The sequence below is a fragment of the Bradyrhizobium nivariense genome (assembly GCF_029846695.2).
GTDB lineage: Bacteria > Pseudomonadota > Alphaproteobacteria > Rhizobiales > Xanthobacteraceae > Bradyrhizobium.
In genome coordinates, this window is the sequence record NZ_JARWCR020000013.1 from 112882 (window position 1) to 127243 (window position 14362).

General features: G+C 65.5%; 12 protein-coding genes. 7 read left to right on the plus strand and 5 right to left on the minus strand.

What is annotated here, in order from left to right:
• Positions 1-70: 70 nt before the first annotated feature.
• Positions 71-1150, minus strand: a complete 1080-nt coding sequence (locus QCM77_RS13540) for a zinc-binding dehydrogenase (RefSeq protein WP_279683905.1) — start codon at positions 1148-1150, stop codon at positions 71-73.
• Between the two features lie 108 nt (positions 1151-1258).
• Here QCM77_RS13540 and QCM77_RS13545 point away from each other — a divergent pair, with 108 nt between their 5' ends.
• Complete coding sequence (locus QCM77_RS13545) at positions 1259-2044, plus strand: helix-turn-helix transcriptional regulator (RefSeq protein WP_279664297.1); 786 nt, start codon at positions 1259-1261, stop codon at positions 2042-2044.
• 43 nt (positions 2045-2087) lie between these two features.
• Here QCM77_RS13545 and QCM77_RS13550 read toward each other — a convergent pair whose 3' ends face one another.
• Both QCM77_RS13550 and QCM77_RS13555 read right to left on the minus strand, forming a co-directional pair.
• Positions 2088-3407 (minus strand): hypothetical protein, encoded by a 1320-nt coding sequence (locus tag QCM77_RS13550; protein ID WP_279683906.1) that lies wholly within the window; start codon positions 3405-3407, stop codon positions 2088-2090.
• Positions 3408-3883: 476 nt separating this feature from the next.
• A complete protein-coding gene (locus QCM77_RS13555; RefSeq protein WP_279664294.1) occupies positions 3884-4123 on the minus strand; it encodes a hypothetical protein in 240 nt (79 codons plus the stop codon).
• 106 nt (positions 4124-4229) lie between these two features.
• On the opposite strand from QCM77_RS13555, the gene QCM77_RS13560 reads away from it, so the two are divergent.
• A complete protein-coding gene (locus QCM77_RS13560) occupies positions 4230-5048 on the plus strand; it encodes a transglutaminase-like domain-containing protein (RefSeq protein ID WP_279664293.1) in 819 nt (272 codons plus the stop codon).
• A 136-nt stretch (positions 5049-5184) separates the two neighbouring features.
• Positions 5185-5934 (plus strand): type I methionyl aminopeptidase, encoded by a 750-nt coding sequence (gene map, locus QCM77_RS13565; protein ID WP_279664291.1) that lies wholly within the window; start codon positions 5185-5187, stop codon positions 5932-5934.
• 55 nt (positions 5935-5989) lie between these two features.
• On the opposite strand, the gene QCM77_RS13570 is transcribed toward map, so the two are convergent.
• The gene (locus tag QCM77_RS13570; protein ID WP_279664289.1) at positions 5990-7369 is read right to left on the minus strand and encodes an MFS transporter; all 1380 of its coding nucleotides are present in this window, start codon (positions 7367-7369) and stop codon (positions 5990-5992) included.
• 159 nt (positions 7370-7528) lie between these two features.
• Complete coding sequence (locus QCM77_RS13575) at positions 7529-7846, minus strand: DUF3551 domain-containing protein (RefSeq protein ID WP_279664288.1); 318 nt, start codon at positions 7844-7846, stop codon at positions 7529-7531.
• A 253-nt stretch (positions 7847-8099) separates the two neighbouring features.
• Between QCM77_RS13575 and QCM77_RS13580 the strand changes: the two genes are divergently transcribed.
• The 4 genes from QCM77_RS13580 (at position 8100) to QCM77_RS13595 (ending at position 14241) form a co-directional block, all read left to right on the plus strand.
• On the plus strand, positions 8100-8819 hold the full coding sequence (locus QCM77_RS13580) for an outer membrane protein (RefSeq protein WP_279683907.1): 720 nt from the start codon (positions 8100-8102) through the stop codon (positions 8817-8819).
• 477 nt (positions 8820-9296) lie between these two features.
• Positions 9297-12800: a DNA polymerase III subunit alpha gene (gene dnaE / locus QCM77_RS13585; RefSeq protein ID WP_279664285.1), complete on the plus strand. Its 3504-nt coding sequence runs from the start codon at positions 9297-9299 to the stop codon at positions 12798-12800.
• Positions 12801-13042: 242 nt separating this feature from the next.
• Entirely contained in the window at positions 13043-13441 is a 399-nt protein-coding gene (locus tag QCM77_RS13590; protein WP_279664283.1) for a DUF2846 domain-containing protein, read from the plus strand.
• Positions 13442-13500: 59 nt separating this feature from the next.
• Complete coding sequence (locus tag QCM77_RS13595) at positions 13501-14241, plus strand: carbonic anhydrase (protein ID WP_279664281.1); 741 nt, start codon at positions 13501-13503, stop codon at positions 14239-14241.
• The last annotated feature ends 121 nt before the right edge of the window (positions 14242-14362 follow it).

Here is a 14362-nt window from a genome sequence, read left to right on the forward strand (position 1 = left end):
ACCCCATGCACAGTAGCCAAGTGCTTGGCAGGACTGGCGAAAAAAAATGGCGACGGCGCTCCCGGGGCGTTCAAGGCCGGATCACCGTCAATTTGAACGGTCCGCCATTGGCGGCGGCATGGTCCACCGCCTCGTTGGCGTGGTCGAGATCGAAGGCCGTGGTCTCGTATTCGTCGAGCCGCAGCAGTCCGGCGCGCACCAGCGCGATCAGGCGGCCTGCGGCATCCGGCGGGTACATCCAGACGCCGTGGATGCTGATGCAGTTGCGCATGATCCAGGGATAGGGCAGCTCAAGGCCCGCGCCGCCGGCCATGCCGACGCCGCCCATCAGCACGACGCGGCCATAGGGGCGCACCGTCATGATCGCCGCGCGCACGACGGTCGTGCTCACCGAGGGCGGCATGATGTCGAACACGCAATCGATCGGCCCGGGCGCCGCGCGCTTCATGTTCTCGCGGTCGTCGTCCTCGTTGCCGGAGAGCCTGACCGGCTTCACGCGATCGCCGAAGCGGCGGACGAGGTCGGCGAGAATAGTCTCGTTGCGGCCGGGGGCGACCACGCAGGCCGCGCCCATCGCGAGCGCGACCGAGACCGCTGCGCTGCCGAAATTTCCGGTGGCCCCGCTCACCAGCACGGTCTCGCCAGGCTGAAGGTTTGCGGCGAGGAAGCCGCCATAGGGCACCAGCAGCGTCCCCAGCGCGCACCATCGCGTGGCGTCCTCCGGCGTGATCGTGCCGAGCCGTTTGACGTTCTCGGTCGGCACCCGCATCTGCTCGGCAAACGAGCCGTGGCGAAAATGCTTTTGCAGGCGCATGCCGCCCGCACCGGCGGCGGTGAGTCCTTGCAGGGCGATGTCGGGCGCTGCGGCGTCATCGCGCGAACGCACCGTCGGGTCGCAGAACACCCAGTCGCCGATTGCGAGTTTGGTCGCGTCCGGGCCGATGGCGCGCATCCGGCCGATGCCGCCAGGCCCCGGGATGATCGGCAGGTCGAGCGCATAGTTGCGCACCCCGCTGAAGACCTCGTTCATGTAGGACAGCACCCGCGTGGCGACGATGTCGACAACCACCTCGCCGGTCCCGAGCACCGGTTCGGGGACATTCTCGACCGCTAGCGGAGATCCAAAGGATTTGAGTACGGCGGCTTTCATGGTGGTCACCTCATGTTCGGATGAAGCCGATATGCGCCGCCTTTCCAGGCCCGAGAAGGCCTGGTATTATCCTAGTATTATCTAGGCCCTCCATCGAGGCACGTCACCATGGCCGACCCACGCCGCGTCGAATTCGGCGACTTCCTCAGGTCCCGCCGCGAAAAGCTGTCGCCGAAGACGGTCGGGCTTCCCGCGGGCAGGCGGCGGCGCACCGCGGGCCTGCGCCGCGAGGAGGTCGCGCAGCTCGCCGGCATCGGCGTCGACTGGTACATCCGCCTCGAGCAGGGCCGCACCGTCAGCCCGTCGGTGACCACCGTCGACGCGCTGGCCCGCGCGCTGCGCCTCAGCAAGACCGAGCACGCCCATCTCAAGGCGCTGGCACGCGACGGTGACAAGCGCGCGTTCACGCGCGAGATCGTTCCGGCGCCCGTCCGGCGGATGATCGAGAGCCTGGCACAGCCGGCCTATGTCACGGGGCGGCGCTGGGACGTGCTGGCCTGGAACGAGGCGGCCGAGGAGGTCTTCGGGTTCGGACAATTGCCCGAGCAGGACCGCAACACGCTGCTGCTGGTGATGACGAACAAGCAGACGCGAAAATTCTATGGTGCCGGCTGGGCCGACGTCGCCAAGAGCATGGTCGCGATGTTTCGCGCGACCCACGACGTCTGGGCGGGCGATCCTGCTTTCACGGAGCTGCTCACGCGGCTGCGCGAGGGCAGTGCGGAATTCGTCAAATGGTGGGAGGCACACGAGATCCGCAGCACCGCCGCGGGCCTCAAGACCATGAACCATCCGACCAGGGGCGTGCTCCGTTTCGAGCACACGAGTTTTCAGGCCAATGACGATCCCGCGCTGAAGCTGGTGATCTATACGCCGGTGAAGGGCGGAAGCTGACGACGGGCCGAGAGGCAGCCTGAAGGTTGATCAACGGGCCTGCTCATCGCGCCCCTTGCGCTTGCGATGGCGTCGCCGAAGGCGTTGTGCTGACGTTCGGCACGGGATTGGCTGTCCAGGGACTCGTCGGCCAGGCAGTCGACTGCCAGGGTACCGCTGGCCAAGGGCTTTTCGGAGCCGATGCCACCGACGCGCACGACGCGACAAGCTGCGTCCACACCGTCGTCAGGCCCGTCAAGTTGATGTCGAATTTCGCGATGACCGCCTTGTCGTCGGGCATCGGCGTGGTTTCGCGGACATGCAGGGAGCGGGACGCCAGTATCGCCTTGACCATGTCAGGATCGATGCTGCCGCGCCAGACTTCGTATTTTCCGGCCCGCAGCGGCGACCCTCCGGCCGCCTTGTCCGTGTCGGCGTCCGCCGTCACCAGGATGGTGCTCTTGGCGACGGCCGTCTCGTTGATCTCGCCCGCGAATGTCAGCGGCACGCGTTTCCCGCTTTCGCAGGACAGGCGCCATTCCATAGACCGGAACGAAGCGCCGTTCTCCTGCTTCAGCATCGCGATCTTGCGGACGAAGGGGTGCGCTTCCTTCTCCAGTTTCCACGCCGTTTCGGCAAGCGAACGCGTGTCGATGCCGAAACGATAGAGCTCGGCTCGCGTCAGCATGTGCAGGTTTTCGAACTTCACCGTCCGGATCAGATCGTCAAGCTCGCGGCTGATCCCCATCGCCACGATGAACGCAGCGCGATCGCGATCGGCCGTCGCCATCCGGCGCTGTCTGTATTCCGCGACCGCCGCCGGAGCCGGATGCCCGTGAAAGGCGAGGACCAGCCTGGAGTTATGGACCGCTAGCGCGGCGTCGGGGGCAACCTCGCGCGATGTCGCCCCGAGAAACAGGTAACCGCAGGCCGAGTTGCACATCGCATGGTAGGTGGTGAGTTCGGCCTCGACCTCGCCGCCTGCGTTCTTGATCTTCAGGCACGCGGCGTCCATCTGCGTGCCCGCGGCGCACGCCGTCGCAATGGTCCGGCCAACCCGGGCAATTGCCTTACGGCTGCGCAGCAACCGCCCGATGACGTAGGACTGCTCCACGTTTCCGCCGGGTGAATAGAGGTAGATCGGGCGCTGCGTGTCCTTGACGCCGGCGAGGAAGCGGCGAATACGCGGCGCAGCGTCCTGGTCGATCTCGCCCTCGATGGCGATCCAGCGGTCGCAGCCCGGCCCGCACGCGTCGGGCGGTCCCTTGGCCAGATAGACCGTCAGGCGGGACGCAAATCCGGCTTTCTCGGCCGGCGCCCCTTCTGCAAGCAATGCGCTGGGAAGCAAAAGCGAGGCTACGAGAGGCAGAATACGGACGAGCATGAAACGATCGACTACGCGCAGTGAAGACCGATCCTGACGCTATACGATGATCGGAGTGGTCACAACTTGCAGTGGCATGCCGGTGCCTGTTTTATTTCGCCGACGTCCAGGTTGGCATTTCCGCTTGCGCGGAATTGCTGCAATCGACGCCGCCAAAAATGCGCGACGGCAGCATGCTGGAGGTCGGCGTGCGTCTCCTTGTTCCGCTTAGCTGACACACGGCTGACATGCCTGATAATTGTGCGTGTGTCGCGGACACGATGCTATTGTCAATTGAGAGGGGGCGGGTAGAGTTCGCTGCCCCTGCACTGCGAGGACATCGCCATGAGGTCTTTGTCTAGCCTAGGCGCTGCTTGCTCATGCATCGTCTTGATCGGCGGCACGGCGGTCTCACAAGCTGCAACGTCGTCGGCCAGTCCCGCCAGTACGCTTCCCACCATCACGGTCGAAGCGCCGAACGAAGTCCCCAGGCACAGTCAGCAGAGGCAGCGCGGAGTTGGCAGGGCCGTGCCGCGCCGGACATCGCCGACCAGTGCACCCTCACTGACAACAACATTGGCGGCACCGACGTCGGTCATGGCGAAGCTTGCGAGCCTCGAACGGATCTCGGGCAGTTGCGTCGACGGCTGCCAAACGAGCTTCAGGACCGGCAATGCGCCTTGGCGTGGATGCTCGTCTTCCGGCTGGCCCGCGTTGTCGTCAACGTGCAGGAACATCTACCATTTCAAGACCTACGCCGAGTGCACGGGAACCGGAATGTTGCTGGGTTGGCAAAGCCGAGAACTCACCTGGTACTGCACCAGCCTGGCCTTGAAGTAGTCCGTGACCGAACTCGCGACGTCCGACGATTACGCCAGCCAGAGCGTGTTCACCGACCCCGGCGCTTACGCCGCCGTGATCGGCGGGCTGCCGCCAGACATTCCGGCGTTGTGTCGCACCTTGCAGGGTCTCCTGATCCACGAAGCATGGATCGAGAGGCAGGGATTGGACCCCGCTGACTTCTCCGGTCAAATCCGCGCCACGTTGCCTGTGGCCCAGCGCCTGGAGCAACTTCTGACGATCGATCCGAGGCCGCTGAGCATCGCCCGACCGGCCGCGTCGAGGGCATTGGCGACGTGCCGGGACTTTGCATTGATGTTGTGCGCCGTCCTGCGGCATCGCGGCGTGCCCGCCCGCATACGCTGCGGTTTCGGCACCTACTTTGCCGGGCATCGCTTCGACGATCATTGGGTGAGCGAGTATTGGGCCCGGGACGAGCAACGCTGGGTGCTGGTCGATGCTCAGCTCGACGAGCTGCATAGCAGTCTCCTCAAGTTCGATTTCGAGCCGGCCGACGTGCCTCGTACGGAGTTTATCGCGGGCATCGAGGCGTGGAAGCGATGCCGAACCGGCGCCATCGACCCGGCTCAGCTTGGTCACGGGACGACGACCGGGCTGTTCTTTGCCCGCATCAACCTGGCGCGCGATCTGCTCGCAGTCGCCAAGATCGAGATATCGGCTTGGGATGATTGGCGCGCGGCGCGCGAGCCGGACCGCGCCCTGGATGACGCCGCTCTGTCGCTCTGTGACGGCATGGCGGAGCGTGGCGAGGCAAGGGCCATCGAGATTGCGCCATCGCTAGGCGCACCACCCTGGCAGTAAACGGTTCAAGATCGATGCCGGGCTGCAAGGAATTGTTGGCGCGATTGCGCCGGCGTGTTTTTCGGCGCGTTCTCTCTTCCGTTTGCAAGCCGGCCTCACAAACGCTATGTCCGGCTGTTTCGGAAAGAGCCATGATATGACGATCTCTGATGATAACGATCTGGCGCGCCTCAAGGAGATCGGCCGAATCGTCGCCAACACGCTCGAGGCAATGGGGAAGGCGCTCGAGCCGGGCATGACCACCTCCGAGCTCGACCTGATCGGGCGAGAACTCCTGGAGGCTGCCGGCGCACGTTCGGCGCCGGAGTTGGCCTACGACTTTCCCGGAGCGACCTGCATCAGCGTGAACGAAGAGATCGCTCATGGCATCCCCGGTGAGCGACGGATCGCGCGTGGCGATCTCGTGAACATCGACGTGTCAGCCGAGAAGAACGGCTTCTTTGCGGATACGGGAGCCTCGTTCGCCGTTCCACCCGCAATCCGCGCCGTCGAACGTCTCTGCAGGGATGGCCGGCGCGCGATGTGGACGGGCCTGCAGCAGGTTGGCGCCGGCAAACCGATTGCCGGGATCGGTCAGGCCATCGGGACGTTTGCGCGGAAGAACGGTTACAGCCTGGTCAGGAACCTTGCCAGTCACGGCGTCGGACTGTCGCTCCATGAGGAGCCGACGGAGATCGCAACATGGCCCGACCGCTCCGAACGCCGCGTCATGAGCGAAGGCCTCGTGTTCACGGTCGAGCCGTTCCTGTCCCTTGGCGCCGAATGGGCACAGGATGGCGATGATCCGTGGACGCTCTACAGCAGCCCCGAGGCGCCGACCGTTCAATACGAACACACCGTGATCGCAACCCGAAGCGGACCTTTGATCGTTACGCTGGCCGGCTAAGGCCGCCCAGGTCAGAGCCCGAGACGCCTCTCGCATCGACGCACGGGAGGTAGCCTCAAGCCACCGGATCTCGGGCAGCATCCGAACGGCTTCGATCATCCGGCGCCAGCGGCGGGGCCCGTCTCGCCCGAGGATTCTCCGGTGGGGCCGCGTTGCTTCCTGAGCTGACATCGACCGGAGCAGACCTGGCTTCAGCAGACTTGGCGTCAGCGGACTTGGCGTCAACAGACCTGGCGTCAGCAGACCTGGCGTCGCGATAGGCGACGATCCAGATCAGGAAACCCAGAACCGCCAGCGCGGCGCCGACGGGACCGGTGGAGGTCCAGCCCAGCCCCTCGCGAATGGCGAGGCCGCCGAGGAACGGGCCGAGCGCATTGGCGGTGTTGAACGCCGAATGATTGAGGGCGGCGGCGAGCGCCTGCGCGTCTCCGGCGACGTCCATCAGCCGCGTCTGGAGGATGGCTCCGAGCGAGACGCTGGCGCCGATCGCGAAGACGTCCGCCGCCAGCGTCCAAGGATTGCCGGCGGCAAGCGGAAACACTGAGAGCGCGACCGCTGAGAACAGCAGGATGACGCCGGCCGTCGGCATCAGCGCGCGGTCTGCGAAGCGCGGCACGAACAGATTGCCGAGCGTGGCGCCGATGCCGAACACGGCCAGAAAAAACGGAATGACCGCGGGGCTGACCTTGGTGACCTCGATCAGCGTCGTCGCCAGATAGGTGTAGACGGCGAACATGCCGCCGAAGCCGATGGCGCCGATCGCCAGCGTGATCCAGACGCGGCCGCTTCGCAGCGCTCCGAGCTCTCGCAGCGGATCGGACTGGCCTGCCTGGTCGCGCGGCGCGAACAGGGCGCACAGCAGCACCGTGAGCAACGCCAGCACCGACACGAGGCCGAAGCTCGCGCGCCAGCCGACCGCCTGCCCAATCAGATTGGCCAGGGGCACACCAATGATGGTGGCGCCGGTCAAGCCGAGCATCACCTGGCCGATCGCCTGCGAGCGACGATGTTGAGGGACCAGTGAGGCTGCGACCAGCGCGGCGATGCCGAAATAGGCGCCATGCGGCAATCCCGAGAGAAAACGTGCCGCGATCATCCAGCCAAAGCCTGGCGCCAGCGCGGTGAGGGCATTGCCGAGCGCGAATACGGCCATCAGGACCAATAGCTGCGCGCGCCGCGCCAACCGGGCGCCAAGCACGGCGATCAGCGGCGCGCCCAGCACGACGCCGAGCGCGTAGGCGCTGATCGCGTGTCCCGCGGTCGGCTCGTCGATTCCGAGGTCGGCGGCGAAGAACGGCAGCAGGCTCATCGAGGCGAATTCGGTGGTCCCGATCGCAAAGCCGCCCATCGCGAGCGAGATCAGGACGATGGCGAGGTGAGGGGGCGCGGAGGCTGCGGTCGCGCGGGGCGAGTTCGCTTGCTGCGATGTTGTCATGTGTCCTGCAATGGTGGCGTCAACGGGAACCAGCCCAGCGAACGTCGCCACCCCTGCAAGATTTCTCTGTCGTACTTAACCCCGGATCGGTCGCCGTCAACACTGGAAGCTCAACGCAAGGCAGGCCGCATATCAGCGTCCCGGTGAGCGCGGCGCATCTCAGCGCAGGAAATAGCCCGGCGGATAACCGGGCACCTGGGCGCGAGGCCTGTTCTGATAGGCATAGGGATCATCGCTCTCTCCTGCGAAATACGGGTTCGCGATGCAGGTGAGGGAGCGGCCCGACGAGCTCGCCTGACACTGCGCGTAACTGTCGAACGTGCAATTGCTCAGCCCCGGCCATTCATCGCCGGTGAGACAGAAAGCATGGTGAGTGCCGAACGCGCGCGCGGGCGTGCTTGCGCCGAGCATGAGCGCAAATGTGGCGAGAGCGAGCGAAAATATGGCGGCAATGGGGAGGGCAATTTGTCTGCGCATTACGATTCTCCAATCACGCGAATGTGCGCGCGACGTTGTTACGCGCGCATCCTGCATATGTCGTGTAATCGACATTGGAACTCCTGAAAACTCTTGTTTCAAAGGGTTTCCAGCGCGCGTTGCTAAACATCCGTTAACTGAGCAGGGGCCTTTGGAGCGAACTGTGGCGTCGCGGTTACAGCAATTCCGTCGAGCGCTGTTATGACGACGCCACGGCCCGGGGGCCTAACGACGAAACTGGAACGGGAATCAAATGAACAAGAATCTGTTGCTTGCTGCTGTGAGCCTTGTCGCGCTCGGCGCGGCTGCACCGGCGGTGGCTGCTGACCTCGCTGCGCGGCCTTACACCAAGGCGCCCGCGATGGTCGCGACGATCTACGACTGGAGCGGCTTCTACATCGGCATCAACGGTGGCGGCGGTTCCGCGCATTCGACCTGGGATCTCGTCGGCGGTGGCCGCGAGGGTTCGCACGATGCGACCGGCGGCACCGTTGGTGGTCAGATCGGCTATCGCATGCAGTCGGGCCAGTGGGTGTTCGGCATCGAAGGTCAGGGCAACTGGGCTGACTTCTCGGGCGACAACACCAGCGCGCTGTTCGCGACGCGCAACCGCTCGAAGATCGATTCGTTCGGTCTGATCACCGGTCAGGTCGGCTACGCCTGGAACAACGTCCTCGTCTACGCCAAGGGCGGTGCGGCTGTGGCCGGCGGCAAGTACGAAGTCCTGACGACGGGCGGCGCACTGCTGTCCTCGAACGATCAGACCCGTTGGGGTGGCACGATCGGTGCCGGCCTCGAGTACGGTTTCGCCCCGAACTGGTCGCTTGGCGTCGAGTACAACCACATCTTCCTGCAGGACAAGAACGTCACCTTCGCGCTGGTGCCCTCGACCGACCGCATTCGTCAGGACGTCGACATGGGCCTCGTCCGCCTGAACTACAAGTTCGGAGGCCCGATCCTCGGCCGGTACTGAGTAGAAGCCTCATATTGATCGCTCGACTTCGAGCGGTTGGCGAAAGCCCCGGCCATCGGCCGGGGCTTTTTTGTTGTTCGAATTCAGCGAGTTAACCATTCCATTTCGAGATGATTGAGACGTCTTGACTCCCGAGAACGAAATGAGAACAATGTTCTTCATACGTTCTAGCCATGGAGCAAGCCATGTTCAGGATTTTCGTCGAAGAAGCCGCCGCGCTGGCCTCGATCGCGCTGTTCGTCGGGATGATCGCGATCTGGGCGCAGGTGATCCCGCAGCTGTAGGGGGCGGGCCCCTCGAGTGCCCTCTTTGAGCGTCCCTGGGGAAAAGCGGGACGACGTGGCCGATCGGCCGCTCCGGCGTGGACTCTGGCGCGGCGACGCCCCACCATTGTGAGGCGAGTCGGCCGGGCGAGGGCAGGATGCCTCCGGTGCCGGCGACCGCTCCATCTCATGTGCAAGAGGCCGTCACGCGACCATGCCGAGCGCCGGATTTGTCCACCTTCACGTTCACTCGGCCTATTCGCTGCTCAAGGGCTCGATCAAGATCGCCAAGCTCGCCGAGCTTGCGAAGAAAGACCATCAGCCGGCGCTGGCGCTGACCGACACCGACAACATGTTCGGTGCGCTGGAGTTCTCCGACAAGATGGCGGGCTCCGGAATCCAGCCGATCGTCGGCTGCGAGCTCGCGATCGATTTCGGCGACCAGGATCCCAATGCGCGCAACGCGCTTCTGCCCTCGCGCGTGGTGCTGCTGGCCGCGCAGGAGCGCGGCTATCGCAGCCTGATGCGGCTGAACTCGCGCGCGTTTCTGGAGACTCCCGACACCCATGCCTGCCATATCAAGCTCGACTGGCTTGAAGGCGAGACCGAAGGCCTGATCGCGCTGACGGGCGGTCCGGACGGGCCGATCTCGCTGGCGCTTGCCGGCGGTTATGCCGAGCTCGCGGCGGCGCGCTGCGAGCGTCTGGCCACCCTGTTCGGGGATCGCCTCTACGTCGAATTGCAGCGCCACAACACCGAGAAGGAGCGGCGGGTCGAAAGCGGCCTGATCGACATTGCCTACGCCAAGGGCCTGCCGCTGGTTGCGAGCAACGAGCCGTATTTCGCCGCGACCGACGATTACGAAGCGCATGATGCGCTGCTCTGCATCGCCGGCGGGCGGCTGATCGCGGAAACCGAGCGCGAGCAGCTCACGCCCGATCACCGCTTCAAGACCCGCGCCGAGATGGCGGTGCTGTTCGCCGACATTCCGGAGGCGCTGGCCTCGACGGTGGAGATCGCCGAGCGCTGCTCGTTCCGGCCGATGACGCGCAAGCCAATCCTGCCGTTCTTCACGGTCGGTGCTGCCGCAAGCTCCGATGCCGCCGCGGTCGAGGCGGACGAATTGAAGCGGCAGGCGGAGGAGGGGCTCGCCAACCGCCTGCGCGTGCACGGCCTGTCGCTGGGTACCACGGAAGAGGACTACAACAAGCGCCTGGCGTTCGAGCTCGACGTCATCATGCGCATGAAATACGCGGGCTACTTCCTGATCGTGGCCGACTTCATCAAATGGGCGAAGGGCCAGGGCATTCCGGTCGGGCCGGGCCGCGGCTCCGGCGCAGGCTCGCTGGTCGCCTGGGCGCTGACCATCACCGACCTCGACCCGATCAAGTTCGGCCTGCTGTTCGAGCGCTTCCTCAATCCGGAACGCGTCTCGATGCCGGACTTCGACATCGACTTCTGCCAGGACCGCCGCGGCGAGGTGATCCAGTACGTCCAGCAGCGCTACGGCCGCGACCAGGTCGCGCAGATCATCACCTTCGGTACGCTGCAGGCGCGCGGCGTGCTGCGCGACGTCGGCCGCGTGCTGCAAATGCCCTATGGCCAGGTCGACAAGCTGACCAAGCTCGTGCCGCAGAATCCGGCCGCGCCGGTGACGCTTGCGGCCGCGATCGAGAGCGAGCCGAAGCTTCAGGCGTTCCGTGACGAAGACCCGGTGGTGGCGCGCGCCTTCGACATCGCCCAGCGCCTCGAAGGCCTGACCCGCCACGCCTCGACGCATGCCGCCGGCATCGTGATCGGCGATCGCCCCCTGAGCGAGCTGGTGCCGCTCTACCGCGATCCCAAATCCGACATGCCGGTGACCCAGTTCAACATGAAATGGGTCGAGCCCGCGGGCCTCGTGAAGTTCGACTTCCTCGGGCTGAAGACGCTGACCGTGCTCGACGTCGCGATCAAGCTGCTCAAGCCGCGCGACGTCCACGTCGATCTCGCGACGCTGCCGATCGACGATGCCGAAAGCTACCAGATGCTGGCGCGCGGCGAGGTGGTCGGCGTGTTCCAGGTTGAAAGCCAGGGCATGCGGCGCGCGCTGGTCGACATGCGCCCCGACCGTTTCGAGGACATCATCGCGCTGGTCGCGCTCTATCGACCGGGCCCGATGGCGAACATCCCGACCTATTGCGCGCGCAAGCACGGCGACGAGGAGCCGGAATATCTCCACCCCGTGCTGGAGCCGATTCTCAAAGAGACCTTCGGCGTCATCATCTACCAGGAACAGGTGATGCAGATCGCGCAGGTGATGTCGGGCTATTCGCTCGGCGACGCCGACCTGCTGCGCCGCGCCATGGGCAAGAAGATCCGCACCGAGATGGAGAAGCAGCGCGAGATCTTCGTCGCGGGCGCGGTGAAGAACGGCGTGCCGAAGGGGCAGGCCGACACCATCTTCGAGCTGCTGGCGAAATTCGCCGATTACGGCTTCAACAAGAGCCACGCGGCGGCCTATGCGCTGGTGTCCTACCACACCGCCTACATGAAGGCGCATTACCCGGTCGAGTTCATCGCGGCGTCGATGACGCTCGATCTCAACAACACGGACAAGCTCTCCGAATTCCGCTCCGAGGCGCAGCGCCTCGGCATCAAGGTCGAGCCGCCGAATATCAACCGGTCCGGCGCCACCTTCGAGGTCGGCGACAAGACCATCTACTACGCGCTCGCGGCGCTGAAGGGCGTCGGCATTGCGGCCGTCGAGCAGATCATCGCGGAGCGGACCAGGAACGGCCTGTTCACCTCGCTCGCCGAGTTTGCCGCGCGGGTGTCGCCGCGCGCGATCAACAAGCGCATCATCGAAAGCCTCGCCGCCGCGGGCGCCTTCGACACGCTGGAGCCGAACAGGGCGCGAGTCTTCGCCGGCGCGGACTCGATCCTTGCCGCATGCCAGCGGGCGAACGAAGCTGCAACCGTCGGCCAGAACGACATGTTCGGCAGCTCCGCCGATGCGCCGACCATCATGCTGCCGCAGATCGAGCCGTGGCTGCCGGCCGAGCGGCTGCGCCGCGAATATGACGCGATCGGCTTCTTCCTGTCGGGACATCCGCTCGACGATTACGCCACCGTGCTGAAGCGGCTGCGCGTGCAGTCCTGGGCCGAGTTCTCGCGCGCGGTGAAGACCGGCGCCACCGCCGGCAAGGTCGCGGCCACCGTGGTGTCGCGCATGGAGCGACGCACCAAGACCGGCAACAAGATGGGCATCATGGGCCTGTCCGATCCGACCGGACATTTCGAGGCGGTGCTGTTCTCGGAAGGCCTCGCGCAATATCGCGACGTGCTGGAGCCGGGCGCCGCGGTGCTGCTCCAGCTCGGCGCCGAGCTCCAGGGCGAGGACGTGCGCGCGCGCGTGCTCCACGCCGAACCGCTGGACGACGCCGCGGCCAAGACGCAGAAGGGCCTGCGCATCTTCGTGCGCGACACCAAGCCGCTGGAATCGATCGCCAAGCGTCTCGCCGGCCCCGACATGGCGGCTTCGAACGGCGCCGCGCCGAAAATCGGCAGTCCCGGCACCGCGCCACGCTCCAACGGCGACGGCGAGGTCTCGCTGGTCATGATGCTCGACCTCGAAACCGAGGTCGAGATGAAGCTGCCCGGCCGCTTCAAGGTCTCGCCGCAGATCGCCGGCGCCATCAAGGCGGTCGCGGGCGTGGTGGACGTGCAGCAGCTGTAGCCGCATTCGCTGTTGCAGTCGGTCGATCATTCGACAAAGTAGGGATGTCGGATCCGTTGCAACCTTCCGCTGTTTTTGGCTAGCATGTCCCCGGGGAATGAATTGGGGGCGTTATGCTGCGACTGGGCGTGCTGTTGTTCGCCGTTGGTGCAGGGCTTACGGGCTGTGTCAGCGATCAGGTCGGAACCGACTTTGCTTCTGTGTCACGAAAGGTCGGTCCTCCGCGCGCGGGGCAGTCGCGCGTGGTTTTCTTGCAGGACAAGCGGCAGGGCCTGAGCATGGCAATCTGCGCCTGCGAGGTGAAGCTCGACGGTGCGCCGCTCGGGAAGGTCGTGGCCGGAAAATATGCCTATGCCGACCGTCCGGCCGGCCGCCACGAAGTGCTGGTGACCGAGCTGCTGTTTCCCGGCGACACCAGGCGCGAGATCGTGATGGAATCCGGCCGCACGCAATTTTACCTCGTCAAGAGCAGTCCCAGGCACGATGCCGCGACGGGCGGAGCGGTCCTCGGCGGCCTGGCCGGGCTTGCGATCGTTTCCGTCGCGACCGCTGGCGAGGCGAATCCCGGGCCGGCGGAGCTTGTTCCGCTCGACGAGGCGACCGCGCGAACAAAGCTCGCCGAGTTGCAAGCCATCGACTAGGATGCGCGGCAAGGCTGCCGCGGCATCGACGAAGGCGGCCGGGTGGGGAGGAGCAAAACATGTGCGAGAATTGCGTCAGTGATCGCGGTGTCCACATCGGGCCTTCGCGGAGGTCGCTCATCCACTTGACTGTCTCCGCGCTCGGGCTGGCCCTGGGTGGAGCCGCCTTTGCCAAGGAGACCAAGGCGCCGCCCAAGCCGCAGAACGTGCTGTCGCCCGATGCGTCGCTGAAGCGCCTGATGGACGGCAATGCGCGCTACGTTGACGGCGTGTCGCGGCGGCACGATTTCAAGCACGAGCGCGAGGCGCTGGTCGGCGGGCAGAACCCGTTCGCCGCCGTGCTGAGCTGTGCCGATTCGCGCATCGCGCCGGAATATGCCTTCGACACCGGCCGCGGCGATCTGTTCGTCTGCCGCGTCGCCGGAAATTTCGCCGGCAATGAGACCATCGCCAGCATGGAATATACGGTCGCGGTGCTGGGCGCGCCGCTGATCCTGGTGCTCGGCCATGACTCTTGCGGCGCCATCGATGCGACGCTGAAGGCGATCAAGGACAACAAGCCGCCGCCGGGCCACATCCCCTCGCTGGTCGATGCGATCGCGCCCGCCGCCAAGGCTGCGATGCAGCAGGGTGGGGACGTCCAGGACAACGCGATCCGGCAGAACGTGATCGACAACGTCGCGAAGCTGAAATCGGCGGCGCCGATTCTCAATGCGGCCGTGGAGCAGGGCAAGCTGAAGGTCGTGGGCGGCATCTACCGGCTCACGACGGGAACGGTCGACCTGATCGCGCAGGGCTGACGACCTGATCGCCTCGCGCCGGTTCGTCGTCGCGAAGCTGACGCGAGCCTGACGCAGGCGCTTGGCGTCGGCGCCGGGCGCCATGCCACTGCCTCAATCCAAGCCTTTCGTTGTTTAGGCC